At 69.7% G+C, this 24,957-nt stretch carries 28 protein-coding genes; 11 read left to right on the forward strand and 17 right to left on the reverse strand.

Features of this window, described 5'->3' with window-relative positions:
• Window positions 1–173: 173 nt before the first annotated feature.
• Window positions 174–1,148 (reverse strand): quinone oxidoreductase family protein, encoded by a 975-nt coding sequence (locus tag M3Q35_RS17675; RefSeq protein WP_273942946.1) that lies wholly within the window; start codon window positions 1,146–1,148, stop codon window positions 174–176.
• A gap of 101 nt (window positions 1,149–1,249) precedes the next feature.
• Between M3Q35_RS17675 and M3Q35_RS17680 the strand changes: the two genes are divergently transcribed.
• From M3Q35_RS17680 to M3Q35_RS17695, 4 genes are all read left to right on the forward strand, one after another.
• Window positions 1,250–1,906, forward strand: a complete 657-nt coding sequence (locus M3Q35_RS17680; RefSeq protein WP_273942947.1) for a TetR family transcriptional regulator — start codon at window positions 1,250–1,252, stop codon at window positions 1,904–1,906.
• Between the two features lie 176 nt (window positions 1,907–2,082).
• On the forward strand, window positions 2,083–2,310 hold the full coding sequence (locus M3Q35_RS17685; RefSeq protein ID WP_273942948.1) for a hypothetical protein: 228 nt from the start codon (window positions 2,083–2,085) through the stop codon (window positions 2,308–2,310).
• Window positions 2,311–2,406: 96 nt separating this feature from the next.
• On the forward strand, window positions 2,407–3,084 hold the full coding sequence (locus M3Q35_RS17690; RefSeq protein WP_273942949.1) for a hypothetical protein: 678 nt from the start codon (window positions 2,407–2,409) through the stop codon (window positions 3,082–3,084).
• Window positions 3,085–3,172: 88 nt separating this feature from the next.
• A complete protein-coding gene (locus tag M3Q35_RS17695) occupies window positions 3,173–4,291 on the forward strand; it encodes a hypothetical protein (RefSeq protein WP_273942950.1) in 1,119 nt (372 codons plus the stop codon).
• Between the two features lie 206 nt (window positions 4,292–4,497).
• Here the strand turns inward: M3Q35_RS17695 and M3Q35_RS17700 are convergent, their stop codons facing one another.
• From M3Q35_RS17700 to M3Q35_RS17720, 5 genes are all read right to left on the reverse strand, one after another.
• A complete protein-coding gene (locus tag M3Q35_RS17700) occupies window positions 4,498–4,779 on the reverse strand; it encodes a hypothetical protein (RefSeq protein ID WP_273942951.1) in 282 nt (93 codons plus the stop codon).
• Window positions 4,780–4,791: 12 nt separating this feature from the next.
• Complete coding sequence (locus tag M3Q35_RS17705) at window positions 4,792–6,195, reverse strand: DUF4331 domain-containing protein (protein ID WP_273942952.1); 1,404 nt, start codon at window positions 6,193–6,195, stop codon at window positions 4,792–4,794.
• A gap of 15 nt (window positions 6,196–6,210) precedes the next feature.
• The gene (locus M3Q35_RS17710) at window positions 6,211–6,456 is read right to left on the reverse strand and encodes a hypothetical protein (protein WP_273942953.1); all 246 of its coding nucleotides are present in this window, start codon (window positions 6,454–6,456) and stop codon (window positions 6,211–6,213) included.
• 133 nt (window positions 6,457–6,589) lie between these two features.
• Entirely contained in the window at window positions 6,590–7,606 is a 1,017-nt protein-coding gene (locus tag M3Q35_RS17715) for a beta-ketoacyl-ACP synthase III (RefSeq protein WP_337960599.1), read from the reverse strand.
• A gap of 248 nt (window positions 7,607–7,854) precedes the next feature.
• On the reverse strand, window positions 7,855–8,547 hold the full coding sequence (locus tag M3Q35_RS17720; RefSeq protein ID WP_273942954.1) for an HAD family hydrolase: 693 nt from the start codon (window positions 8,545–8,547) through the stop codon (window positions 7,855–7,857).
• Window positions 8,548–8,709: 162 nt separating this feature from the next.
• Between M3Q35_RS17720 and M3Q35_RS17725 the strand changes: the two genes are divergently transcribed.
• A complete protein-coding gene (locus tag M3Q35_RS17725; protein WP_273942955.1) occupies window positions 8,710–9,645 on the forward strand; it encodes a PAC2 family protein in 936 nt (311 codons plus the stop codon).
• Window positions 9,646–9,767: 122 nt separating this feature from the next.
• Here M3Q35_RS17725 and M3Q35_RS17730 read toward each other — a convergent pair whose 3' ends face one another.
• Genes M3Q35_RS17730 through pdhA form a run of 3 tightly spaced genes read right to left on the reverse strand, consistent with a single transcriptional unit; the run spans window position 9,768 to window position 13,074 of the window.
• The gene (locus M3Q35_RS17730) at window positions 9,768–10,976 is read right to left on the reverse strand and encodes a dihydrolipoamide acetyltransferase family protein (RefSeq protein WP_273942956.1); all 1,209 of its coding nucleotides are present in this window, start codon (window positions 10,974–10,976) and stop codon (window positions 9,768–9,770) included.
• Entirely contained in the window at window positions 10,973–11,986 is a 1,014-nt protein-coding gene (locus tag M3Q35_RS17735) for an alpha-ketoacid dehydrogenase subunit beta (protein WP_273942957.1), read from the reverse strand. The genes M3Q35_RS17730 and M3Q35_RS17735 overlap by 4 nt, the downstream gene beginning before the upstream one ends.
• On the reverse strand, window positions 11,986–13,074 hold the full coding sequence (pdhA, locus tag M3Q35_RS17740) for a pyruvate dehydrogenase (acetyl-transferring) E1 component subunit alpha (RefSeq protein ID WP_273942958.1): 1,089 nt from the start codon (window positions 13,072–13,074) through the stop codon (window positions 11,986–11,988). Before pdhA ends, M3Q35_RS17735 begins: the two co-directional genes overlap by 1 nt.
• A 116-nt stretch (window positions 13,075–13,190) precedes the next feature.
• On the opposite strand from pdhA, the gene M3Q35_RS17745 reads away from it, so the two are divergent.
• Window positions 13,191–13,688: an Lrp/AsnC family transcriptional regulator gene (locus tag M3Q35_RS17745; protein WP_273942959.1), complete on the forward strand. Its 498-nt coding sequence runs from the start codon at window positions 13,191–13,193 to the stop codon at window positions 13,686–13,688.
• Here the strand turns inward: M3Q35_RS17745 and M3Q35_RS17750 are convergent.
• From M3Q35_RS17750 to M3Q35_RS17770, 5 genes are all read right to left on the reverse strand, one after another.
• On the reverse strand, window positions 13,685–14,509 hold the full coding sequence (locus M3Q35_RS17750) for a VC0807 family protein (RefSeq protein WP_273942960.1): 825 nt from the start codon (window positions 14,507–14,509) through the stop codon (window positions 13,685–13,687). The genes M3Q35_RS17745 and M3Q35_RS17750 overlap by 4 nt on opposite strands.
• Window positions 14,506–14,988 (reverse strand): MarR family winged helix-turn-helix transcriptional regulator, encoded by a 483-nt coding sequence (locus M3Q35_RS17755; RefSeq protein WP_273942962.1) that lies wholly within the window; start codon window positions 14,986–14,988, stop codon window positions 14,506–14,508. The genes M3Q35_RS17750 and M3Q35_RS17755 overlap by 4 nt, the downstream gene beginning before the upstream one ends.
• Before the next feature lie 85 nt (window positions 14,989–15,073).
• A complete protein-coding gene (locus M3Q35_RS17760) occupies window positions 15,074–15,940 on the reverse strand; it encodes an LLM class flavin-dependent oxidoreductase (RefSeq protein ID WP_273942963.1) in 867 nt (288 codons plus the stop codon).
• A complete protein-coding gene (locus M3Q35_RS17765; RefSeq protein WP_273942964.1) occupies window positions 15,937–16,599 on the reverse strand; it encodes a hemerythrin domain-containing protein in 663 nt (220 codons plus the stop codon). Before M3Q35_RS17765 ends, M3Q35_RS17760 begins: the two co-directional genes overlap by 4 nt.
• Before the next feature lie 62 nt (window positions 16,600–16,661).
• The gene (locus M3Q35_RS17770; protein ID WP_273942965.1) at window positions 16,662–17,534 is read right to left on the reverse strand and encodes an AraC family transcriptional regulator; all 873 of its coding nucleotides are present in this window, start codon (window positions 17,532–17,534) and stop codon (window positions 16,662–16,664) included.
• Window positions 17,535–17,719: 185 nt separating this feature from the next.
• On the opposite strand from M3Q35_RS17770, the gene M3Q35_RS17775 reads away from it, so the two are divergent.
• Window positions 17,720–18,571: an SAM-dependent methyltransferase gene (locus tag M3Q35_RS17775; protein WP_273942966.1), complete on the forward strand. Its 852-nt coding sequence runs from the start codon at window positions 17,720–17,722 to the stop codon at window positions 18,569–18,571.
• Here M3Q35_RS17775 and M3Q35_RS17780 read toward each other — a convergent pair.
• Window positions 18,568–19,560 carry an MBL fold metallo-hydrolase gene (locus M3Q35_RS17780; protein WP_273944380.1) on the reverse strand — a complete coding sequence of 331 codons (993 nt, stop codon included), beginning with the start codon at window positions 19,558–19,560 and terminating at the stop codon, window positions 18,568–18,570. The two genes, M3Q35_RS17775 and M3Q35_RS17780, sit on opposite strands and share 4 nt — an antisense overlap.
• Before the next feature lie 177 nt (window positions 19,561–19,737).
• Between M3Q35_RS17780 and M3Q35_RS17785 the strand changes: the two genes are divergently transcribed.
• Complete coding sequence (locus M3Q35_RS17785) at window positions 19,738–20,895, forward strand: glycoside hydrolase family 88/105 protein (protein ID WP_273942967.1); 1,158 nt, start codon at window positions 19,738–19,740, stop codon at window positions 20,893–20,895.
• 85 nt (window positions 20,896–20,980) lie between these two features.
• Here the strand turns inward: M3Q35_RS17785 and M3Q35_RS17790 are convergent, their stop codons facing one another.
• Complete coding sequence (locus M3Q35_RS17790; protein WP_273942969.1) at window positions 20,981–21,469, reverse strand: MarR family winged helix-turn-helix transcriptional regulator; 489 nt, start codon at window positions 21,467–21,469, stop codon at window positions 20,981–20,983.
• A gap of 77 nt (window positions 21,470–21,546) precedes the next feature.
• On the opposite strand from M3Q35_RS17790, the gene M3Q35_RS17795 reads away from it, so the two are divergent.
• The 3 genes from M3Q35_RS17795 (at window position 21,547) to M3Q35_RS17805 (ending at window position 24,359) form a co-directional block, all read left to right on the forward strand.
• On the forward strand, window positions 21,547–22,071 hold the full coding sequence (locus tag M3Q35_RS17795; RefSeq protein ID WP_273942971.1) for a YceI family protein: 525 nt from the start codon (window positions 21,547–21,549) through the stop codon (window positions 22,069–22,071).
• Window positions 22,068–23,387, forward strand: a complete 1,320-nt coding sequence (locus tag M3Q35_RS17800) for a carboxylesterase family protein (RefSeq protein WP_273942972.1) — start codon at window positions 22,068–22,070, stop codon at window positions 23,385–23,387. Before M3Q35_RS17795 ends, M3Q35_RS17800 begins: the two co-directional genes overlap by 4 nt.
• A gap of 222 nt (window positions 23,388–23,609) precedes the next feature.
• Complete coding sequence (locus M3Q35_RS17805; protein WP_273942973.1) at window positions 23,610–24,359, forward strand: SDR family NAD(P)-dependent oxidoreductase; 750 nt, start codon at window positions 23,610–23,612, stop codon at window positions 24,357–24,359.
• A 145-nt stretch (window positions 24,360–24,504) separates the two neighbouring features.
• Here M3Q35_RS17805 and M3Q35_RS17810 read toward each other — a convergent pair whose 3' ends face one another.
• A complete protein-coding gene (locus M3Q35_RS17810; protein ID WP_273944381.1) occupies window positions 24,505–24,897 on the reverse strand; it encodes a cupin domain-containing protein in 393 nt (130 codons plus the stop codon).
• Window positions 24,898–24,957 lie beyond the last annotated feature (60 nt).

Genomic DNA, 24,957 nt, shown 5'->3' on the forward strand with positions numbered 1-24,957 from the left:
CGGCTCCCTCCGTCATACCGACAGGCCCGCCGAAGGCATCGCGTCTTCCGGTGTGCCGTTACGCCGGCCAGATCGGTACGGGCCCGGCACGTGCCATCGATTGATGCCCGAGCCCACGGCGTGCTCGTCGATGGTGGCTGGCCACTTCACTGGCCGCTGACCGAAGCCGTCGCTCACGGGGTCAGGACGATGCGGCCGTTGACTTCGTGCCGTTCCAGGCGCTCGTGGGCGGTCGCGGCGTCGGCGAAGGGAAGTACCTCGATCTTGGTGTCGGCGAGGCCGGCGGTAACCGTGGTCAGGGCGGCCTCGGCGGCGGGGCGGATGGTCTCGGGGTGCGACGGCAGGTAGGCGCCGGCGCTGAATCCGGTGACGGAGACGGTGCCGTACCAGATCCCGTTGCTGTCGATCCGATGGTCCCAGTCGCCGCTGGCGTTGCCGACCAACAACAGACGGCCGAGGGGTGCGAGCAGGGCGAGGCTCTGGGTGCGGACGGTGCCGCCGACGGGGTCGACGATGACGTCGAACTTCTCGCCGGCGAGGGCGTCGGGGAGTTGGGCGGAGTCGACAAGGGTGTCGTACGGCAGCGCGGTGGTGGCGCCGAATTTCTCGGTGCGGACGGTGCCGACCACTCGGGAGGCACCGAGGTGCCGCGCCATGCCGGGGAACGCTGACGCGAAACCGCCGAGTGCGCCGTGGATCAAGACGCTTTCGCCGGTGGACATGCGGGCGGCGCGGGTCAGGGCGACGTGGGCCATGATCGCGTTGGGGACGACGGCGACGGCCAGGCCGGGATCGATGTCATAGCCCGCGGTGGACACCACGTAGGCCTGGTCCCGGACGTACACCGATGCGTACCCGCCGGAACCACTGCCGGACAGGGCCACGACTGGCTCGCCGATGGCGAAGCCGGTGACTCCGTCGCCGAGCGCTCGTACCGTGCCGGCGACTTCGAGGCCGGGAACGTACGGCGGCTGCGGCAGCCCTTCGCGGTGCTTGTACACCCCCTGCCGCAGGTAGACGTCGACGAGCCCGACGGCCGCATGGGTGACGTCGATCGCGACCTGGCCCGGGCCCGGTGTCGGATCCGGCAGCTCGGCGACGGCGAGCACGGACGGATCGCCGAACCTGGTGACCTGCACGGCTTTCATGACGGTTCCCTCCTGATCAGATAACGCATGTCGATTGCGTTATGACGACCGTAGCACGACCTGCCGGCCTAACGCATGTTGCGTGCGTTATAGTGGCGGACGTGCAGCAGCGAGCCCGATCCGCCGAGGACAAGGCCCGTCGCGCCGAGGACCTTCTCGTTGCGGCACAGGCCCTTGCCGTCGAGCTAGGCGGCGCGCGTCACATCACGCTGGCCGCGGTGACCGAGCGCGCCGGGCTGCATCCATCGGGCGTTCGGCGTTACTTCGCCAGCAAGGAGGAACTGCTGCTGGAGTTGGCCGAGCGCGGCTGGCACCAGTGGCGTGACGCCATCCGCGCCGAGATCGGGCCGCGTACCGGGCTCGACCCGAGCCGAACGGCCGCCGTGCTCGGCGACACCATCGCCGCGCTGCCCCTCTTCTGCGACCTGCTCACGCACGTTCCACTCAGCCTGGAAGGCGACGTCGACATCGAGCGGGCTCGCCGATACAAGATCAACGCCTTCGCCGCCCACGACGACATCGTGCAGGCGCTCGACCAGGCCAGCGTCATGACGCGCGAGCAGATCGAGAACCTGCTGCCGGCCGCACTCGCGTTCGCCGCCAACTTCTGGCAGGTGGCCCACCCCACCCCCACACTCGCCCGCCTGTACGAGCAGGTGCCGCAGTGGGGCCATGTCGCCTTCGACTTCGCCCCCAGGCTCAGCCGTCTGCTCACGGCCACCGCCATCGGTCTCACCGAGACGATCTCCCCGGGCTGACCTTCGAACCGCTGCCCATCCTCTGGGCCACGCCGCAGCCCGGCACACCATCGAACTCCTCGGGCCGCCACCCCAACAGCTGTGAACCGGCCCGTCGCGAGTCACTGTTCCGACGATTGCCATCGGGCGTAGGAAACTGCCTCTGCGTGGTCGGTGGAAGGTGCGATCATTCGGCCATGCGCCTGATCGCCGACGGAGTGACGCCGAACGAGCGGCTGGTGCTCGCCAATGAGCTCGAGACGGACGACGGGCTCACCTTCGTGTTGGACCGCCCGCTTTTCCTGCTCGTCGGCGACCGGCTCGATCTCGAGAACCGCGATCCGGTGGTCCTTCGCGCGAGCGGTGGACGGTTCACGCCGCCTGGCAGCTGGGAAAGGCGCTGCTATTCCTGGCGGTTGAAGTAGCCGCCCCGGGTCCATCCGGGCAGAAGTAACGCTCCTCGTCGGACACAGCTGCTCCCCTGCGCCCGTCGGGTGGCTGGGCCGCTTACCGTTGCCGTCATGGACGGGCGGGCCTATCTGGAGAAGCTGATCGCTGACGGATTCGCTGTCCCGCAGCGGATCACGCTGGACCGGTCGGAGGTGCGCGGGATTGCGCTCGGGCTGCTGGCGGCGGGGGCGATCGCCCGGTCGGACATGGAGCGGATCCTCGCGGACCTGGACGAGACGCTCAAACAGGCCGGGCTGCTGCGGGTCATGCGCGCGGAGAAGCTGCTCGGCGGTTCCGGCAGCGGGCTGGCCGGGGTCGTACGGCCGGAGTGGATGCGGGCCATCGACGAACCGCCCGCTCCCGTGCTGCGGCGCGTGCTTCCCTTGGTGGGCCGCACATTCCAGGTCGGTCACGTGGTGGAGAACCTGATCAGCCTGGAGGTGTGGTCGACGTTGCTCCGCCTCAACCTCGCGCACGGCGGCGAGGATCACCGGATGACGGAGTGCTTCTCGCAGGCCCTCAAGTGGAAGGGCTGGGACGACGCCGGCACGCAGTATCGTGACGCCGGCGGGAGCGGCACGTTGGTGCAGTCGCTGCACGCCAGGAACCGGGCGTTCACCCCGGGCCGTCGGATCACGCTCGCCTGCTCACCCTGGTCGTCGAGCATGACGACGGGCCGGCCACCTTGCAGATCCCGTTGTCCGACTTGGTTGTTGACGGTCAGGACAACTGACGGTCGTTGTTCTTGACCATTGGTCAGCAGAGGCTATAGGCGCTGCGTGGCCAGCTGCCGGCGAAGCGGTACGTTCTCCTCCACCGAGCGAAGGGGCAAGGCCGATGGGGTGGGCGGGCTACCGGTTTTTCGTGCTGCCGGGCAAAGAATCCGCACGGACGTTCGCGAGGGAACTGTCCGAATACGGCTTCCCTTCCGTCGGCGTCAATCCCCGGCAGGGCGGCGGATGGGTGGTAACGGCGCTGGACGAAGGCCCGTACGACAACACCACCACCGGGCAGCGCACCATGGATGCTGTCGCGCGGGCAGCGGGACGGATGGCTCGGGCCTACGGCGGGTACGCGGACGGCGGTGCCCAGTTCGACGTGACCATGCTGCCTCAGTTCCGGCAGGAGCAGGACGGGCAGGAGATCGTGCACCGCAACCCTGGCGCACGTCCTCCGCGTCCGACGATTGTGCTGAAACCCACGCCCCCGCCGGCGAATCTGCCGCTGCGGCCGGACACGGTCATCGGCGGCAGGCTGACCACTGCCGACATCGACGCCGTCGACTGGTCGAGCCTCAGGCACGCCCACGGCGCGGCCGACGACGTACCGGGATTGATGCATGCCCTGGTGAGAAACGGCGACGACTGGTCGGACGTTCTCGGCGAACTGGTTGGCGATGACGTGCTACACCAAGGAACTTGCTACTCGGCGACCGCGCCGGCCGTGGCGCTGCTGGCCCAGCTGCCGGCGTTGTCGGTGTCCCAACGCATTGAGCTGTACCGCACCCTGCTGTGGGCCACGGACCGGTGGGCGGACTCGCTGATCGGACGCGCCGACCGGGCCGCCGTCGCGGGGCGGCTGCCGCAGCCGGCGGCATGGACCGCCGAGGTGCACGTCGCGGTCGGACGCCAACTGCCCGCGCTGCTGGACCGATGGACGGCCGAGCCCGCGGCGGCGCGGTACTGGCTGGCCTGCCTCGCCGGGCAGTATCCCCACCACGGCAGCGCAATCCTTCCACAGATCGAGCTCATGGCCGCCGAGTGCGCCGGCACGCAGGCCGGCGCCTATCTCGACCTCGCGGTGGCATTGCTCCGCGCCGACGATGGCCGCGCGCTGGCAGTTGCCGAAGACATCACGACCTGGGACGAGGCCAGCGATCCCGGGTGGCTCGACGCGCCGGGAATCACCCCGTCGCTGCGCTGCGCGCACGTGCTGGCGGAGGGTTCGCCCGGATAACGCAAGGACGAAGCGGAGTGAGGCAAGGGATTCTGGGCACCGTGGCGGGTGGGTCGGACAAGCAACGCCCTGCCGCCGAACTGAGCAGCCCCCGACTTCAAGCTTACTCCGTGAACCTGGCAACGCCGGTCTACGCGATCTTGAACGACCGCGACGACCGGCGTTGCCAGGTTGATCTGGTTGGATTGGTTCGGGGGCGGCTCAGATCACCACGTGTACTCCGCCACCCGCCCGCCCTCCACCAGCACGGTGCCGTGGGCGGTGGAGTGGTCGCGCCACACGGTGTACTCGCCGGCCTGAACGCGGGGGAAGACGGCGTTGTGGCGGACGCCCTCGGGCAGGTGCCGGGCGTGGACCTGGTTGTGGAAGCGCTGGTGGTCGAAACCCACCGGGCTGAGCTCGATCTCGGCGGAGTCGAGGTCGGGGCCGGTGTGGATGACGAGGGCGCCGATGTCGCCGCCGATGTCGAGAACGAGGCTGGAGGCCAAGGGAATCCGCTCCTACTTCGCCGGGTCGTCGAAGCCGTCGTGGGGAATGCCCAGGTACGGGAAATGGGGCATGAAGGGGATGTTGAGGTTGGCCGGGGTCAGCCCGTCGGTGAGCTGGCCGGCGACGGCGTCGGGCTTGAAGTTCTTGTCGATGAGGGCGAAGGTCACGCCGGCGATGGCCCGGAGTTCGACGGAAACGACGTCGTCGTAGACGCGGCGGCCGTTGGGGAAGCCGGCCGCGTCACCACCGACGAGGCCGAGGATGTTGGGCTTCGCCGCCGGCGGGACGGCGGTGTTCAGGCGCAGCATGTCGGCCTGGGTGTGACCGGTGTTGTTCTGGAACCCGTTCACCACACCGGAAGGAAGACCGGTCAGCAGCACGGCGGCGAGGTCGTCACGGGACTTGCCGGACTTGTTGAGGGCGTCCAGGTTGGGGAAGGCCCCGGGATAGAGCACCGGAAGCAGGCCGGCGAGCTCGGGCTTGGTGACGAACTGGGCGAAGTTCTTGTCGTCGGACGGCTGCGAACGGTTCCACTCGTCCTTGCGGGACATGGGAATCAGCACCTCGTTGACGAGGGGATTGCCCAGCCGCGACACCTGGTTCCACGGACCCGAGTACTCGTGCCTGCGCTTGACGTCGTCCCACAGCTTGACCTGCTGCCGGCTGGCCGCCGTCCACACGCCGATGACCGAAGCCGGATTGTTGACGTCCTTGGCGTTGTAGCCACCACGGGTCAGATCCGAGATCGGCAGCTGCAGGGCGATGGTGTGCACGTTGAGGTCCTTGGTGGCGTTGACGCCACCGGAGTTGACCAGCTTGGCCAGCCCGAAGTTGTTGTGCGCGGCGTCGAACGGGCGCAGCCGGCCGAGGTCGAAGATCGCCCCGAGGTCGACGTAGAAGCCGTCGGAACGCTGCCCGGCGAACACCTTCCGCCCGCCGCCGAGGTCGTGCACGGCCTGCTGGGCCAGCCCGTTGTAGTTCGGGGTGGACAGCGGGCCGATGTTGCACGGCGGGCTGGCCAGGTGCTTGCCGATGGTCTGCGCGGTGGCCTGGTTGTTGCCGTGCACGACCTTGGTCACGTCATAGAACTGCTTGCGGTTCCAGTTCTTGGAGTCGATCGACTCGATCGGGCCGGTGTTGTACAGGAACGTGTTGTTGTTGCCCAGTTCCGTGGAGAACCGGAACTGGTAGGTCACGTTCGGCTGGCCGTCGCCGTCGTTGTCGATGTTGATCTCGTACAGCACGTCCTCGCCGAACTCCCAGAAGTTGGGGCCGGCGGCCGGCGACTGGAGCGGCACGTAGTTCGCGATCAGCGTGACGGTGTTGGGCACATCGGGGCTGACGAACGCGTACAGGTCGGCCGAGTCGGCGACCGGGTCCTGCGAGATCTCGGGGGCTTCGCGGTGCGATGACAACGGTTGATCTCCTCGTCAGCGGGCGGCCTGGGCCAGTCGGGCGGCCAGTTGCGGGTCCTTGATCCGGACCAGCCGGGTGCCGACGAAGAGGTCGATGTCCCCCGACGCGACGTCCCGCACGTGCGCGACCACGGGCTCACCCGAGGCCTGCGAGGTGGTCTGCGCCGACGCGCCGGTGGTGAACGCCTCGACGGCGACGCCGCCGACCACGCCAGCGGCGCCGACGGCGAGCGCGCCGCGGAAGAGCTTGCGGCGCGACACTGGGGAAAGACTTGTCATGATCCGGGTCTCCAGACGAAAGGTGCGAACTGGCGCGAGTCGGGTCACCAGATCACTTCGCGCGGAGCACCGGATCAGTTCACTCGTTGGCTAATTGCAACTCATGTGCAACAAGTCAGGGCAGTACGACGACCTGCCCCGCAAAGCTCAGACCAGCGCCGAAACCCAGCAGGAGGGCCCGGTCGCCGCTGCGGACGGTCCCGTTGGCCATCAGCGTGTCGATGGCCAACGGAATTGACGCGGCGGAGGTGTTGCCCTGCTCGACGACGTCCCGTGCGACGGCGACGGACGCGGGCAGCCGCAGCGACCGGGCCAGCGCCTCGGTGATCCGGTCATTGGCCTGGTGCGGGATGAAGGCGTCCAGATCGGCGACGTCGAGGCCGGCGGCGTCCAGGGTGCGGCGGGCGACCTTGGCCATCTCGACGGTGGCCCAGCGGAACACCGCCTGCCCCTTCATGCGCAGCGCGGGCGCCTCGGTCGACGGGTCCTTGGCCAGCTGGTCACGCCAGTCCAGCCAGCTGTGGTCCTGGCTGATCAGCTCGGCCTGGCTGCCGTCACTCCCCCACACCACCGGCCCGATGCCGGGCTCGTCGCTGCCGCCGACCACGGCCGCGCCGGCCCCGTCGGCGAACAGGAAGGCGGTGCCACGGTCCCGGTCGTCGATCAGGTCGGTCATCCGCTCGACCCCGATCACCAGCACGTGCGACGCGCTGCCACCACGCACGATGTCAGCGGCCAGCGCCAGGCCGTAGCAGAAGCCGGCGCACGCGGCGGAGACGTCCATGGCGCCGGCGTTGACCGCGCCGACGCGGGTGGCGACCTCGCTGGCCGCGGCCGGCGTCTGCCTGAGGTTGGAGATCGTCGCCAGCAGCACGCAGCCGATCCGCTCCGGGTCCACCCCGCTGCGCTCGATCGCCTCCTGGGCGGCCGCGGTGGCCATGTGGACGATCGTCTCGTCCTCGCCGGCCCACCGCCGGCAGCGGATGCCCGAGCGGGTGCGGATCCAGTCGTCCGAGGAGTCGATGAGCCCGGCCACCTGGTCGTTGTCCACGACCAGCCGGGGCCGGTAAGCGCCGATGCCGAGCATGGCGGCGTGGCGCACGGGGGCGCTGGTGCGGATGGACGCCCTCAAGGTGGCGGCTCCTGTCGTCGGCACGGAAATACACGTGCCGTCAAGGAGATCCGCTACCCATCGGTAAGGCAATTCCGCCGATGGTCGCGTCCGCCACACCGAAAAAACGGTCCTGTCTCGTTTCGCAAAATATGACGGAAAGAAATCGGGCGCCGCGGGCCCGATCGGCCCGCGGCGCCCGTCCCGTCCCCGGTAGTACCAGCCAGAATGCCAGCCGAACGAGTGATATACCAGCCGGCGGGGCCGAATCAGCGCGCCAGCAGCGCCCCGAGAGCCGGCACGTCCAGGCCGACCAGCGTGTCGCGGTGCACCATGCCCGGGCCGATCGGCACGTCCACGTCGCACGGCACGACCAGCACCGTGCAGCCGGCCGCGGCGGCCGACCGGGAGCCGGTCGGCGAGTCCTCGACGGCCAAGCAGTCGGCCGGGTCGACGCCCAGCAGCCGGGCCGCCTTCAGGTACGGGTCGGGCAGCGGCTTGTTCCGGCCGTCCACCTCGTCGCCGCAGATGGTCACGTCGAAGAAGTCACGGCCGATGGTGTCCAAGGCGACCTCGGTCAGCGCCCGCTCGGTCGACGTGACCAACGCGGTCGGCAGGCCGGCTTCGCGAACCGCGACGAGCAGCTCGGCCGCCCCCGGCCGCCACGGCAGGCCCTCCCGGAACAACTCCTCTGTTCGCTTGGTGAGAAATCGCCCGCCCTCGTCCATGGCCAGCCGGTCGTGCGGCAGCCCGAGGTCGTCGAACATCAGCACCATGGTCCGGTCCATGTTGGACCCGATCATGATGTCCCTGGTCTCCGGCGTCAGCACGCCGCCGAGGCTGGTGGCCAGATCGGCCAGTGAGACGTCCCAGACCTTCTCGGAGTCGATCAGAGTGCCGTCCATGTCGAACAAGACCGCCGCCGGCCTGCGCACGCCTGACTCCCGCCTGTCGAACTGCATCGGCCAGCCAACCGTAACCGAGCGGACCCCGCGGACCGGCCTTTCCCGGGGGCGGTGCGGCCAGCGCCACACCCCTGCGCCGAGGGGGCGGCGTTGCGACGCGCGGGCGGTTATGAGGTGCACCGAACGAGTCGGCGGCGGCCCAGGTCGTAGGCTGGGCCGGTGACCGATCCGGACCTGAACCCAGAGGGCGCCTCGGCCGAGCAGCGTCAGCTCACCGACCCCGTCCTCGTGGCCGCTTTCGAAGGGTGGAACGACGCCGGCGATGCCGCCAGCACCGCGATCGAGCACCTCGAACTGACGTGGGACGCCACTCCGCTGGCCGAACTCGATCCCGACGACTACTACGACTTCCAGGTCACCCGACCCACGGTCCGGATGGTCGAGGGCATCACCCGGCGGATCGACTGGCCGACCACGCGGCTTTCGGTGTGCCGGCCGCCGGGATCGTCCGTCGACGTGGTGCTCGTGCACGGGATCGAGCCGAACATGCGGTGGCGCAAGTTCTGCGCCGAGCTGATGGGTTACGTCGAGCAGTTGGGCGTGACCACCGTCGTGACGCTCGGGGCCATGCTGATGGACACGCCGCACACCCGCCCCGTGCCCGTCACCGGCATGGCCTACGACGCCAACTCGGCGGCCAAGTTCGGGCTGGAGAGCTCCCGCTACGAGGGCGCGACCGGCATCGTCGGGGTGTTCCAGGACGCGTGCGTGCAGGCCGGCGTGCCGGCCATCTCGTTCTGGGCCGCCGTGCCGCACTACGTCTCGCAGCCGCCCGCCCCCAAGGCCACGCTGGCGCTGCTGCACCGTGTCGAGGAGGCCCTCGACATCGAGGTGCCGCTGGGCGCGCTGCCCGAGCAGGCCGAGGAGTGGGAGCAGACGGTCACCGAGATGGCCGAGGAGGACGAGGACGTGCGCAACTACGTCCGTGCCCTCGAGGAGCGCGGCGACGCCGACGCCGACAACCAGCTCAGCGAGACCAGCGGCGACGCCATCGCCGCCGATTTCGAGCGCTACCTGCGCCGCCGCGGCCGTGGCGGCCCCGGTCAGCGCGGCGACCGCGGCGACGGCCCGCCCGGGCCGCTCGGCCGGCAATAGTCCGTAAAGGCATAAGGCGGCGGGGACATCCCCGCCGCCTTTTTCGCCGCCAAACCGCCACATGCGCTTCCTATGTGGCGTCTGGTGCCACATAGGAAGCGCATGTGGCGAATTCGAGCAGGCTAAAGGCCCTTCAGCAGGGTGAGGGGGTTCTCCACGCAGTCGGCGACGTAGCGGAGGAATCCGCCGGCCACGCCGCCGTCGCAGACGCGGTGGTCGAAGGTGAAGGAGAGCTGGGTGACCTTGCGGACGGCCAGCTGGCCGTCGACGGCCCACGGCTTGTCGACGATGCGGCCGACGCCGAGGAGGCCGGCCTCGGGGTGGTTGATGATGGGCGTGGAGCCGTCGACGCCGAAGACGCCGTAGTTGTTGAGGGTGAAGGTGCCGCCGGTCATGTCCTCGACGCCGAGGGAACCGGCACGGGCGAGGTCGGTGAGGCGGGTGAGCTCGGCGGCGAGCTCGAGGGTGGTGAGGCGGTCGGCGCCACGGACGACGGGCACGACCAGGCCGCGGTCGGACTGGACGGCGAAGCCGAGGTTGACCGACCGCAGCCGGACGATCTCCTGGCGCTCGGTGTCGACGGTGGCGTTGAGCTCGGGATACCGGGCCAAGCCGGCGACGCAGATGCGGGCCATCAGGGCCAACACGCCGACGCCGATGACCTTGCGGGCGTCCATCAACCCCGTGGCGTCGACGTCGACCCACGTGGTGGCGTCGGGAATCTCGCTGCGGCTGCGGGAAAGCTTGTCGGCGATCGCCCGACGCATGCCCTTGAGCGGGATGCGCTCGCCGTCGACGGCGGGGGCGGGCCGGGCGATGGCGGCCTCGACGTCCTTGCGCAGGACGATCGCGTCCGGGCCGGACGGGGTGAGGGTGGCGATGTCGATCCCGTTGTCCCGGGCCAACTTCCGCACCAACGGGGAGATCACCTTGGGGGCCTGGGCGACGGCGGGCTCGGCCGGGCGGGCCACGGTGGCGACCTTGGCCCGGCGGCGACGGGCGCGCGGCTGGTCCTCCTTGGTGCCGTACCCGATGAGCACGTTCCCGGAGCCGGACTCCTTGGCCTGGCTGGATTCCTCGATGGCCACCGCCGCGCCGACGGCGATCAGCGGCTCCCCCACCGACACCACGGCCCCGGCCTCGGCGAACAGCTTCAACACGGTGCCCTCGAACGGCACCGGCACCTCGACGGCGGCCTTGGCCGTCTCGACCTCGATCACCACCTGGTCGACGTGCACGGTGTCGCCGACGGCCACCTTCCAGCCCAGCACCTCGGCCTCGGTCAGCCCCTCCCCCAGGTCGGGGAGCCGGAACAGCTGCTCCGTGGTCATGAATGAGCCCCCGTGAGATAGCGGTGGTCGGGCTCGTCGGTGAACTGGAGCCGGTCGACGGCGTCCAGCACGCGGTCGACGCTTGGCAGGTGCGCGTGCTCCAACATCGGTGCGGGATAAGGAATGTCGAAGCCGGACACCCGGATCACCGGCGCGGCCAGCGAATGGAAGCAGCGCTCCTGGATCCGGGCGACGATCTCCGCGCCGAAACCGGCGAAGCCGGACGCCTCCTGCACGACCACACAGCGCCCGGTCCGCCGCACGGACCGCATCACGGTGTCGTCGTCGAACGGCACCAGGGAGCGCAGGTCGATCACCTCGAGGTCGATGCCCTCCTCGGCGGCCGCGGCGGCCGCCTGGAGGGCAACCGGCACGGACGGCCCGTACGCGATCAGGGTGGCGTCCTTGCCGTGCCGGCGGATCGCGGCGTGACCGAGCGGCTCGTCGAGGTGCCGGAGCTCGATGTCCTCTTTGGACCAGTACAGCTTCTTCGGCTCCATGAAGATCACGGGGTCCGGGTCGTCGATGGCCTCGCGCAGCAACGTGTACGCGTCGTTCACGGTCGCCGGCGTCACCACCTTCAACCCCGGCGTGTGCACGTAATACGCCTCGGACGAGTCGCAGTGGTGCTCGACGCCGCCGATGCCGCCGGCGAACGGCACCCGAATGACCATGGGCACGGTCAGGTGCCCACGGGTCCGGTTGCGCATCTTGGCCACGTGCGAGGTGATCTGCTCGAACGCCGGGTAGGCGAAGGCGTCGAACTGCATCTCGACGACGGGCTTGAAGCCGCCCATGGCCATGCCCAGCGCGAAACCGACGATGCCGGCCTCGGCCAGCGGCGTGTCGAAGCAGCGCTGCTCGCCGAAGTCCCTGGTCAGGCCGTCGGTGATGCGGAAGACGCCGCCGAGCTGGCCGACGTCCTCGCCGAAGACGAGCACCCGCTCGTCGGCCGTCATGGCGTCGCGCAGGGCACGGTTGAGCGCCTGCGCCATGGTGGTGGCGGCCATCAGCCCTCCTGGGCCTTGAGCTCGGTGGCCAGCAGGTCGCGCTGCTCGACGAGCTGCGTGGTGGGCCGGGCGTACACGTGGTCGAACAGGGTCATCGGGTCGAGGTGCGGCTCGGCATTCATCCGGCTGCGCAGGTCGGCGGCCAGCTGCTCGCCTTCGGCCTGCGCGGCGGCCACGTCCTCATCGGTCAGCGCGCCGATGGACCGCAGGTGCTTCTCCAGGCGGGCCAACGGATCCGCGTCCAGCCAGCGGTCGACCTCGTCGCTGTCACGGTAGCGGGTGGCGTCGTCGGCGTTGGTGTGCGCCTCGATGCGGTACGTGTGGGCCTCGATCAGGAACGGCTTGCCGGCGCGCGCGTGCTCGAAAGCCTTGTGCAGCACGGCGAGCATGGCCACCGGGTCGTTGCCGTCGACCTGCTCGGAACGCACGCCGTAGCCGACTCCCTTGTACGCCAACGAAGGCGCGGCACTCTGCTTCTCCAGCGGCACCGAGATCGCGTAACCGTTGTTCTGCACCAGGAAGACCACCGGCGCCTCGAACACGGCGGCGAAGTTCAGCGCCTCATGGAAGTCGCCCTCGCTGGTCGCGCCGTCGCCGATCAGCGCCAGCACCGCGTCGTCGGTTCCCTTGCGCCGCATCGCATACGCCAGCCCGGTGGCGTGCAGCGTCTGCGTGGAAAGAGGAGTGCACTGCGGGGCGACCCGGGCCGCATTGGGGTCGTACCCGCAGTGCGCGTCACCGCGCAGCAGCGTGAGCACCTCGACCGGGTCCATGCCCCGGGAGACCATCGCCATGCTGTCGCGGTAGGTCGGGAACAGCCAGTCGTCCCGGCGCAGCACCATGGCGGCGGCGATCTGGCACGCCTCCTGGCCGCGGCTGGACGGGTAGACGGCAAGCCGGCCCTGCTTGGTCAGGGCGGTCGCCTGGGCATCGAAGCGGCGTCCCACCACCATCCGGCGGTGGGCTTCCCGCAGCTCCTCGACGCTCGGCTGGGTGTAGCCGGCGGGCCCGTCGACGGTGGTGCCGTCTTCGGCGAGGTAGCGGACGGGGGTGGCCGAGGGCAGCAGGTCGGTGGCGGGGTGGGACACCGGGGTCCTCCTTCGGCAGACGTTTGCAGGCTCTTTTCCGACATTCTGAGCTCCTTGTCCGACGCCGGCGTACGATCCGAGACAGATTTCCGCTGTGAGGCCGTTTGGAGGGCCATTTGCCCATCGAGACCGACGTCACACCCGGGCCGGCCGGACGTTCGGCCGCCGAGCTGGACGACGTGGATCGCGCGATACTGGCCGAGCTGCGCCGGGACGGCCGGATGTCGATCAGGACGCTGGCCGAGCGCGTGCACATCTCGCGCACGAGCGCCTACGCACGGTTGGACCGGCTGCTGGCCGACCAGGTGATCACCGGTTTCAGCGCGGAGATCTCGCCGCGCCGGGCCGGCCTCGGCACCAGCGCCTACGTGCTGCTGACGATCGAGCAGAACAGCTGGCGCTCGGTGGCCAAGGCGCTGCGCGGCATCCGCTACATCGAGCATCTCGCCCTGGTCGGCGGCGACTTCGACGTGCTGGCCCTGGTGCACGCGCCGGACAACGTGGCACTGCGGGAGGTGGTGCTGGAGAAGATCCAGAGCATCAAGGGGGTGCGTGCCACCCGGACCTGGCTGGTGTTCGAGGAAGATCCGGGGATGGGACCCCAATGGGGTTAGGCGGCGTCCACGGGCATCTCGGCTTCGACGAGCTTGGTCAGGCGCGGCACGAGGATCACCTTGAATCCCAGGATGAACAGCACGAACAGGGCGATCACCGGCAGCTGTGAGACGAGGCTGGAGGCCATCACCTCGTCGGCGTTGAACTGGAAGGCCAGCACGACCCGCAGCACCGACTCGGCCAGCAGCACGACGGCGAAGGCGGCGGTGCCGATGCGCTCCAGGCGGCGGAACTCGGCCGAGTTCTGCCACGCCCGGTCGTACGCGACGTCACGCTTGGGGTCGCCGGCGACGGCCATCGGACGGCTGGCGATGAACATGAAAGCCTTGCCGCGAAACACGGTCACGAACACGTAGAGCGCGGCGACGAAGGTGTAGAAGGCGGGGCGGGCGACCAGGAAGCGCGGGTCGCCGCTGGTGACGAAGCTGAGTGCGATGCCCAACGCGAGCTCGGTCAGCACCAGCAGCGCGAAGCCGTCCAGCTTGCGGCGGCGCGTGATCGAGATCGCCACGCCGATGCCCTGCACGACCAGGCCGGCGGCCATGGCGATCGCCGTGTTCACGCCGACCACGTACAGGCCGAACAGCACGGCCAGCGCGATGACCGTCGAGGTCAGCAGCAGGGCGGTGTCCCGCTCGCCCGTGTCGGTGAGCTTGCCGAACGCGGCCTTGCCGCCGATCAGGATGCCGCCGGCGGCCAGGGACAGGATCGCCGGCACGCCAAGGGGTTGCAGGGCCAGATAGACGGCGATCGGAACCACGATGTCCAGCGCCGCGTCGAGCAGCGAAATGAGTAATACGCGGGCCTTGGCCGTGTTCATGAGGTGGTTCCCCCTCTGCGTCGGCGGCCACGCTCCGGCCGCTGCTGGTCCTGTTGCCGGGCAACGGCGTTCTTGGTGGTCTCGAACTTCCACAGCAGCCGGGTGAGCTCGCGGATCTCGGCCTCGTCCCAGTCGGCGACGAAGCTCTCGAAGCGGCGCATCCCGAACTCGGTCAGCTCGGCGATCTGCTGGCGGCCCTGCTCGGTCAGCTCGGCGACGAAGGCCCGGCCGTCCCGCGGATCGGGGCTGACCGTCACCTTGCCCTCGTCCTCCAGGTCACGGAGCTGCCGCGTGACCAGCGACCGGTCGACGCCCAGCAGTTCGGCCAGCTCAGAAGGCCGGCTGCCCTCGTGCTGGGCGACGACCTGGAGCAGGCGCAGCTCGCTGGCCTTGGGCCGCTGCTTGGCCGCCCGCGTCATGGACGCGTTGACCGTGAACAGGGCCGCTACCAGACCCTCCACGTCTGTTCGCCGTGTCATGACAGAAGCGTAGCGCTAGTTGATGGACTCCATCAACTACTTTGGTCGCGAAAAGACCGGCCCTGGTCAGGGCCGGTCCGGCTGGTCAGGCCACGAGATCGCGGACGGCGGGCGCGACCTCGGCGGCGAACCGGCGCAGCACGTCCGGGTCATGGACGCGGTACAGGAAGAACGCGGTGATCCGCTCGTCGACCACGAGCTCGGCCAGCTGCTCCGCCCACTGCTTGGCCGAACCCCGCAGGAAACCGGGCTCAGTGCCGAAGACGCCGTCGATGTTGTAGCCGCGCCGGACGGCCGAGGGTGAACGATCGGCCGACTCGGCGGCCTCGTCGATGATGCGGTTGGCGTCGGTGAGCGCGGCCGGCGGGAAGAACGGCGAGCTCGGGATCCAGCCGTCGGCCAGCCGGCCGGTGGCCCGCAGCATCCGCGGCTGGTAGGCGCCGAACCAGATCGGGATCTCGTGCAGTGGCGCGGGTCCCGGCTTCGCCCCGCCGAGGTGGTAGTGCTCGCCGTTGAAGTTCACGTCCTCTTTGGACGTCCACAGTGCACGGATCAACTCGGTCGCCTCTTCGAGGGCTTCGATGGACTCCCCCGCGCCGCGCGCCGGCCCGCCCTCGGCGATGATCGACTCCCACATCTGCTGCGCGCCGGCGCCGAGGCCGAGCTCGAACCGGCCGCCGCTGAGAATGTCCAGCGTGGCGGCGGTGCGGGCCAGCCCGGCCGGCGGGCGCAGCGGCAGGTTCATCAGGTTGGGCAGCACGGTGATCCGCGAGGTCCGGGCCACGATGGCCGACAGCAGCGCGACGGTGTCCAGCCGCTCCGGCCAGTACGGGTGGTCGGACAGCGAGACGACGTCCAGCCCGACCTGCTCCATCAGCTCGGCCAGGCCGATCACGTCCTGCGGGCGATCCGCGCCCTGCTCCAGCAGCGCGCCGAACATCAGCTCGGTCATGCGCTCACCCCGTAGACCTTGCGCACGTGGTCGGCGTAGGCCTGCGCGGCCAGGTCGCCGAGCACGCCGCTGACCTCGGGCGGCATCTGGGCGATGATGTCCCGCACGGTGTCCGGGTCGGCGTCGTGGGCCATCATGCCGAAGATCAACGGGATCTGCGAAGGATCGACGTCTCCGGCCCCGTCGGCGATCATCCCGGCCCACTCGGCCGCGGTGATGTGCCGCTCGATCAGCGGCAGCGCCCGGTCTTCCTCGGTGGCGAGGTGCTCGACGAGCCGTTCGTGCAGCTCGGCCGCGGTGTCGGCGAGCGACGCGCCGAGCACCGGGTCGGCGGTGCCGCGCCAGTCGGCCAGCCCGGTGCGGAGCTCGTCCAGCAGCTTGTCGATCGCGCCGTGCTGCGCCTCCATCACCTGCACCACGGGCTCGGCCTCGGCGCCGGCGCGCTCGGCCAGCCGCGGCCACAGGTGCCGGTCCTCGGCGGTGTGGTGGTGATGCAGGCTGTTGTCGACGATCGCGAGATGGTCGGCGACGATCACCGCGCGGTCGACGTCGCCCGGCGCGACGCCACGGACCAGCGCGGGGGCGTTGCCGATCTCGCGGCGGAACATGGTGTGCGCCATGTACATGTCGCGCACATCGGCAAGAGGTTCGTTGCTCACGAATTCACACGCTAGCGACAGAATCGCCTTTGCCGGCGGAACTGTCCGGTAAGCGAATGGGATTAGCCGCGAAGCGTCCGCAGCGGCTTCTGGCCGAATCGGGCCTCGTGCGCGGCGGCGAATCGGCCGAGATGGGCGAAGCCCCAGCGGCGGGCCACCGCGGCCACCGAGTCGGCGAACGGATCGGCGGCGCGCAGCTCCTCGTGCGCGCGGCGCAGCCGGACGTCGCGGACGTACTCCATCGGCGACATGCCGACGTGCTGCTGGAATGCCTTCTGCAGGGCGCGCGGGCTGACGCCGCAGTGGCTTGCCAGCAGCGACAGGGTCAGCGGCGAGCTGGGGTCGGACTCGATCACGTCGATGGCGGCCCGCACCGACACCGGCCGCGACGGCGCGGCGGGCATCTCAGGGGTCGTCGCGAGCACGAAAGCGGTGACCAGGCTGTCGGCCAGCGGCGCCGCGACGAGCGGCTGGGCCAGCAGGTTTCCCGGCGCGGCGAGCTGGCGGGTGATCGAGAACAGCAGCTCGGCCCAGGCGCGGCCGTAGCCGTCGGCGGTGTTCAGGATCGGGCTGTACACCGGCCGATTCGAGCCGCCCATGCGGGTCCACGCGTCCTCGACGACCGCCGGTTCCATGCGCACGCACAGCGCGCGGTAGCCGGCCGTCCAGTGCCCGGCGAACGGCGCGCCGGGCCGTTGCAGCGGCGTGGCGCTGCGGTCGCCGATCATGTCCAGGCCGCGGTGCCACGACCGGTAGCGGCCGGCGAGCGGCAGATGGGCGTAGAAGCCGGTGCCGACGTCGTCGCATTCCAGCCGGAGCTCGCCGGTGAACGCGACCTCGCCGATACCGACCGGGCCTAGTTCGGTGAACCGATAGGTGGACACCGTGACGTCGTCCTGCGGAATGGTGTCGATTGTCGACGTGCGCAGCTGCATGTGACTTCCCCGGATCCGGCCGATGCCGGAAATTGTACGGCTCCGGCCAAAAGTGCATCGAATTCGCGAATTCGGGACACCGTTCGGGCATCGGCCGGCGGGTGACCCGGGTCACAAGGTTGGTTAGCCCTACTAAGTGATACGTTCGGTGAGCAACTGACTACGCGATGTCGGGAGGGTCACCGATGACGCAGCAGGCCGATTGGGACATCGTCACGGATGTCGGCATCACCGCGCTGGCCGTGGCCGCCGCGCGGGCGATCGACAGCCATCGTCCGCGACCGTTGGTGTCGGATCCGTACGCCGAGCTGTTCGTCGCCGCGGCGCGACCGGAGCCGGCGATGCCGGTGCGGCCGGCCGACGCGACCGTGCCGTGGCAGGACATGGCCGACTATCTGGGCGTGCGGTCCCGGTTCTTCGACGAGTACTTCACCGCCGAGAAGACCGGCCAGGCCGTGCTGCTGGCCGCCGGCCTGGACGTGCGCGGCTACCGCCTGGACTGGCCGGCCGACGCCGTCGTGTACGAGCTGGACGTGCCGAAGGTGTTGCAGTTCAAGCAGAACGTGCTGACCGACCAGAGCATCTCGGCGCGGGCCGACATCCGGCCCGTGGACGTCGACCTGCGCGATGACTGGCCGGAAGCGTTGGCACGGGCCGGTTTCGACCGCACGGCACCGAGTTCGTGGCTGGCCGAGGGGTTGCTGCCGTTCCTGCCCAACGACGCCGTCGAACGGCTGTTCACGCTGGTCGACGAGCTGGCCGCGCCGGGCAGCCGGTTCGCCATCGAGCACGTCGACATCGACGTCCGGGAGCTGGAGAACCTCCAGCCCATGGCCAGCATGGCCGAGGACTTCGGTTTCGACATCCTCGAGATGTGGCCCAGCAAGACGTTCGCCCCGGTGGCGTGGCTGGCCGACCACGGCTGGCGGGTCACCAGCACGCCCATCGTCGCCGTGGCCGAGGGCTACGGCCGGCCGCTGCGGGACGAAGCGGCCGGCCTGCGACACACCGTGCTCATCAACGCCGTGAAGAGCTAGGCCAGGTAGCGGGTCACTCCGTCCACTGTGGACGCACGCAGCCGTCCGTCCCGGACCAGCACGTCCAGGTGGGCGGAGGTCTCGCCGATGGCCAGCATCCTGTTGAAGAAGTCCATCTCGGACACCTTGCGGTTGTGGCGGGTCCAGCCCATCCGGCCCGCCACCTCGGCCGCCGTCGCCTCGTCCTGGCCGAGCGCCAGCTCGGTCTCGTCCAGGCGCTTGCGGTGGTGGTCGAGCAGCTCGTCCACGCGCTTGTGGGTCGACTCGGCGACCGGGCCGTGCGCCGGCAACAGCCGCATGTCCGGGTGCTCACGGACCAGCCGCAGCGAATCCATGTAGTCGCCGAGCGGCAGTTCCTGGCGGACCAGCTCGAAGCCGATGGACGGCGTGATGTGCGGCAGGATGTGGTCGCCCGCGAACAGCAGCGACGACTCCACGTCCAGGAACACCACGTGACCGGCGGTGTGCCCCGGCGTCGGCAGCGCCCGCAGCGTGCGGCTGCCCAGCTTGATGTCCGCGGTGCCCCGGATCCACTCGTCCGGCAGCTCGTAGCCGTCGGGCTGCGGGCCGCCGCGCTTCTTCATGCCCTCGCGCATCCGGTCGGCCATGTCCTTGGCGCCCCAACGCACCAGGTCGGCCAGCTGGCCCTCGACCTGGCCGTTGATCACGGCGTCCAGGGTCGGCTGCTCCCCGATGCCCAGGCTCACCCGCGAGCCGAACGTCCGCCGCAGCGTGATGCCCAGGGTGTAGTGGTCGCGGTGCGCGTGCGTGACCAGGAACCGGCTGACGCTCTCGAACCCGTGCCCGATGCTGCCCAGCGCTTGCTCAAGGCGATCTCGGGCCTCGTCGAGCGCCCAGCCGGAGTCGACGAGCACCAGCTCGTCCCCGTCCGCGATCGCGTAGACGTTGACCGCCCGCAGGCCGTCGTTGGGCAGCGGCAGCGGGATCCGGTGCACTCCCGGCGCCACCTCGAACGCCCCCGGCTCCATCCAGGCCGTCCGGGCATCGGCGATATCAGTTGCCAAAGCCAACCTCCTGTCCGGAGTGTGCCACACAGGCCCGTCCGGCCTCTTGCGGCTGTGACGCACCTCCGTGTACTCCTGCGGAGAAAGCGCTCCCACAAGCAGGGTCGGGCTCGCCGCCGGTGCCCGGCTTGGAGGTGAAGCATGTCGATCTCACGGCGGGACTTCGGCCGCCTGGCGGTGTTGACGGGAGGTGCGCTGGCCGTCACCGCGGGCACCGCACAGGCGGCGCCGGCCGCGACGGACTGGTCCAAGGCGGTGGTCGACTCGACCATCGCCCGCAACCCCGACCCCAAGTCGCTGGGCGGCTGGGGCTACACGCAGGGCCTGTTCCTGTACGGCACCTACCTCGTCTACCAGCGCCTGCGCACGCCGTCCTACCTGGCGTACATCAAGCGCTGGGTGGACTACTCCGTCGACAGCAAGGGCCACATCAACGACGCCTTCAACAGCCTGGACTCGATGCAGGCCGGCAACCTCTTGCTGATCCTGCACCGGGAGACCGGCGACGCGCGCTACCGCACGGCGGCGCAGCAGATCCGCAACCGGTTCCCGGGCTATCCGCGGACCAGCGACGGGGCGATGTGGCACTCCACGTCGTTCACACAGCAGCTCTGGTGCGACGGCCTGTACATGGCCCAGCCGTTCCTGGCCAACTACGGCAAGCAGTACAACGACGGGACGTACTGCTTCCAGGAGGCGACCCACAACCTCACCACGTACTTCGGCCATCTCACGTCGTCGACCGGCTTGCTGTTCCACGCCTATTCGGCCGACGGCAAGGCGTCGTGGGCCAACAAGACCACCCACACCTCGCCGTATTACTGGGCACGGGCGGTCGGTTGGGTGGCGTTGGCCCACTTCGACGTGCTCGACGCCCTGCCGGCCGGCGACTCGCGGCGGGCGCCGCTGGTCAAGAACGTGCAGCAGCTGGTGAACGCCTTCGTGAAGTACCAGGATCCGGCCACCGGGCGGTGGTTCCAGGTGGTGGACAAGGGCTCCGACTCGCAGAACTGGACCGAGACCTCGGCTTCCTGCATGTACACCTACGCGATCTCCCGCGCGGTGCGGGCAGGCTACGTGCCGTCGAGCCTGTCGTCGGCGGCGCAGAAGGGGTACCAGGGCGTGTTGCAGAAGGTGACCCTGGGCTCCGACGGCCGTACCAACATCGCCGACATCTGCCCCGGCACGGCCGTCACCGGCTCGCTGTCCGGCTACTACAGCCGGCCGCGCACGGTGAACGACCAGCACGGCCTTGGCACGTTTCTGCTGATGAACGAGGAGCTCGCCAAGCCGCTCTGAGCACCTGTGCCCCAAGGGAATTTCCGCGGCGGACCGTCGCCTTGGCGCGCACCTTCACGCGCGCCGGGCGCGGTCCTCCGCCGGGTCACGGCTGGTCCTCACCGCACTCGTCCAGCCGCTCGTTGAGCGTCGTCGCGATGGCGCCGAAAGCGGTCAGATCCTCCGGGGCGAGCACGTCGACGACCAGGCGGCGCACCTCGGCCACATGGCCGGGAGCCGCGGCGGCCAGGCACCTTGCCCCCTCGTCGGTGAGGACGGCGAGCGTGTAGCGCCCGTTGGCCGGATCGGGCTCGCGATACACCAGTCCACGGCGTTCCAGGCGCTTCACCAGATGCGACAGCCGCGACAGCTCCAAACCGGCCAGTGCGGCCAGCACCGACATCCGGATCCGGCGGTCCGGCGCTTCGGCTAGGCCGACGAGGACGTGGTACTCCACCACGCTGAGGTACGAATCGCGCTGCAACTGCTGGTCGAGCGCCGCCGGCAACCGGGCGACGAGCAGCGTGACCGCCCGCCAGGCCGCCAGCTCGTCGCTGCTCAACCATCGCGCCTCGCGGTCGTCGTACGGCTCCACCAGCACCCTCCCCTGACTTGAACTTTCATGTCATCCTACACTAGGCTCAACTTGAACATTCAAGTCAGGAGGTTCCGATGACCATCAAACCGCCCAGCAAAGGTGTCTACCGCATCGACACGCTCGACTCGAGAATCACCTTCCGGGCGAAGCACCAGTTCGGCACCGGCACCGTGCGTGGCAGTTTCGGGCTGACCGGGGGCGAGATCGCCGTGACCGTTCCGCCCGAGGAATCGACCGTGCACGCCGCGGCGAGCACGCTCAGCTTCGCGTCCGGCAACACCGCACGTGACCGGAAGGTGAAATCCACGACGTTCCTCGACGCCGAGGCATATCCGGAGATCTCGTTCACGTCGACATCCATCGAGCAGGTCGACGGCATCTGGCAGCTGCGGGGAGTCCTCACGGCCCGTGGCGCGGCGGCTCCCGCCGAATTCAGCCTCGAATCCCTCCAGGTCGATGCCGCGGACATCCGCATAGCGGCAACCGGGAAGATCGACCGCTACGCGCACGGCATCACCGCAATGAAAGGCATGGCCGGCCGTTACCTCTGGCTGACCGTCACCGTCCGCGCCACCCGGCAGCAGGTCGGACCGTCATGACCACCCGGGTCGTGCGGACAGCGGACGGACCCCTCACCGTCACGGAGACAGACGAGCTCCTCGTCGCGCGCGGCGTCCACTACGGCATGGCCGAACGCTTCGCCCCAGCCGTCGCCGTCGAGCCGTGGACCGACCCGGTCGACGCCACCCGGCCCGGTCCCTACTGCCCACAGGTGCCCAACTTCATCGAATACGTCATGGGCGACGTGCTGGCCGGGCTCGAGGCGAGCGAGGACTGCCTGGTGCTCAGCGTGCACGCGCCCCGCGACGCTGCCGGGGCGCCGGTGATGGTCTATTACCACGGCGGCGCGTATGTGACCGGAAGTGGCGAATCGGCCCGGTACCGGCCGACCCGACTGGCCGCGGAAGGCAAGGTCGTCGTCGTCACCGTGAGTTACCGAGTCGGGATCTTCGGCTATCTCACGCCGACTCGCGAGGGCGTCGAGACCAACCTCGGGCTGCGGGACCAGCTGCTGGCGCTCCGGTGGGTCGCCCGGAACATCGCGTCCTTCGGCGGCGACCCGGCGAACGTGACCATCTTCGGGCAGTCGGCCGGCGGCGACTCGGTGGCGTCACTCCTGCTCAGCGAACCGGCGCGCGGCCTCTACCGGCGGGCCATCACGCACAGCGCGCCGCTGGGCATGCGGGCCGGCCGCGCCGCGCTGCACCGCGCGGTCCGAGCCGCCGCCGACGAGGCGTTGCGGACGCGTCCCCGGGACCTCTCGGCCGAAGACCTGCTCGAGGTGCAGGAGATCGCCGCCCGAGCGGGGCGGACGTTCGGCTGGACCGGCGGTATGCCGCTCGGGTTCCACTACGGTGAGTATCCACTTCCGCCGGAGAGCGAGGTGCCGGCCGTCATCGCGCGCCACGCCCCCGGCATCGACCTCCTCCTGCTGCACATTCGCGATGACGCCCTGCCGCTGGCCCGGATCGACCGGTCCGTCGCGCGCCTGATGAAGCTCGGACCAGTCGGGCGAACGGTCGTCGACGGCATCTCGAAGATCGCGACCGCGCGTCTGTTCGATCATCCCGCGCGGCGGCTGGCGAAGGACTGGCGCGCGGCCGGCGGCCAGGCCGGGCACTACCGTATGGACTGGAAGCCCGACCACACCGACTTCGGCTCCCCGCACTCTCTCGAACTTCCTTTCCTGTTCGGCTCGGACGCCGACTGGGCGGACGCCGCCATGCTCGGCGAATACGCCGGACACCTCGACGAGCGCCTCCCGATCGGACGTGAACTCCGGGCTGCCTGGGCCCGATTCGCCCATGACGGGACCCTGCCGGCCCAGACCCCGTATCTCCATCGGCTCAGCTGACGCGGCAATTCCACGAATTGCGCTTCGGTTTCCCTGAATTGCCCAGAGTGCTACCCGGCGGGCCCTGATCACTGCCCGACCGGTCAATCGCCTTGAGCCCGACACTTCGCATACCGCACCATGACGGTCACATTTCACCGCTCAGGTGAATCGGGCCGGCCGGAGAAAAAGCGGGACCCGGCACTGCGGCACAGAACAACACCCACCGGAAGAGAAGGCTCGATGACGGACAAGGCACTGGTCGGGAAAGTAGCACTGGTCACGGGCGGCAGTCGTGGGCTCGGTGCGGCGACGGTCCGCCGGCTCGCGGCCGCCGGCGCCGACGTGGCCATCACCTTCCACCAGCGGAAGGACAAGGCCGCGAACGTCGTGGCGGATGCACGGGCGGCCGGCGTGCGCGCCGAGCACTACCAGGCCGACCAGGGCGTCCGGTCCGAGGTCGAGGCGATGGTGGCACAGGTCGCGGCCGACTTCGGAAAGATCGACATCGTGATCAGCCCGGCCGGGATCTTCACCGGCGGGCCGATGGGGACCGTGCCCGTTGCCGACGTCGAGCGGCTGTGGGCGGTCAACGTGCACGGGGTCGTGGCGACCACCCAGGCGGCGCTGGCCCACATGCCGGACGGGGGACGCATCGTCCTGTTCGGATCGGTCGCCGGCAAGCGCGCCGGGTCGGCCGGCTTCGCGGACTATTCCGCGAGCAAGGCGGCGTTGGCCATGTACGCCCGCTCCTGGGCGCACGAACTCGCGCCGCGCCGGATCACCGCCAACACCGTCGTGCCGGGTTGGGCCATGACGGACATGGCGATGCCGCCGGACAGCGACCTCGGCCGGCAGGCGCTGGCGCAGATACCGCTCCACCGCTACGCGGAGGCCGAGGAGGTGGCTGACGCCGTCGCCTACCTCGTCGGCCCTGGGGCGTCCTACGTCACCGGCGCCGAGATCGTGGTCGACGGCGGCTGGAACGCCTGATCCCCTGTCACACAGCGTGCCGACCGTCAGGCTCGGGCAGCGGATCCCGGTCATCGGCACCGATCCCGGTGTCCTGACCGGGATCGGTGCCGCTACACCTTCGACATCGCGTCAGCCGCTGCCCGCGATCGGTTCGTACGCCACGTCAGTCAGGCCGTGGCGCACGCAGGTGCGCCCTCCGCGCCAGCTCTTCGTCGTCCACCATCGTCAGCATCGGCGCCCCCGGCGCACACAGCATCGTCACGACGAACTTCGCCGGCTCGTCGCTCGACGCGTTCCCGTTCTGGTAGTGGATTTTGTCGCCACCCGGTTCGTACAGCGTCTCCCCCGCTTTGATCACCACTTCCGGCTCGCCTTCCAGCTCGAACCGGATCGCCCCTTCGAGCACGTAGCCGAAGCACGGCCCCGAGTGCCGGTGCGGCGGCGTCCCCGGGTGCCCCGGTGGCCATTCGACCAGCACCGTCATTCCCGAGGCACCCTCAGGAATGAACGGTGGCGTGACGTCTGCCAGCATCTTCGGCCCGACCCCTGAGCCCATGTCGTGCACTGCACCAACCTCCGTAGGTCTCGGTATGCAGTGAAGACAAGGCGCGGCACC

Origin of the sequence: Kutzneria chonburiensis, assembly GCF_028622115.1 — a bacterium.
GTDB classification, from domain to species: domain Bacteria; phylum Actinomycetota; class Actinomycetes; order Mycobacteriales; family Pseudonocardiaceae; genus Kutzneria; species Kutzneria chonburiensis.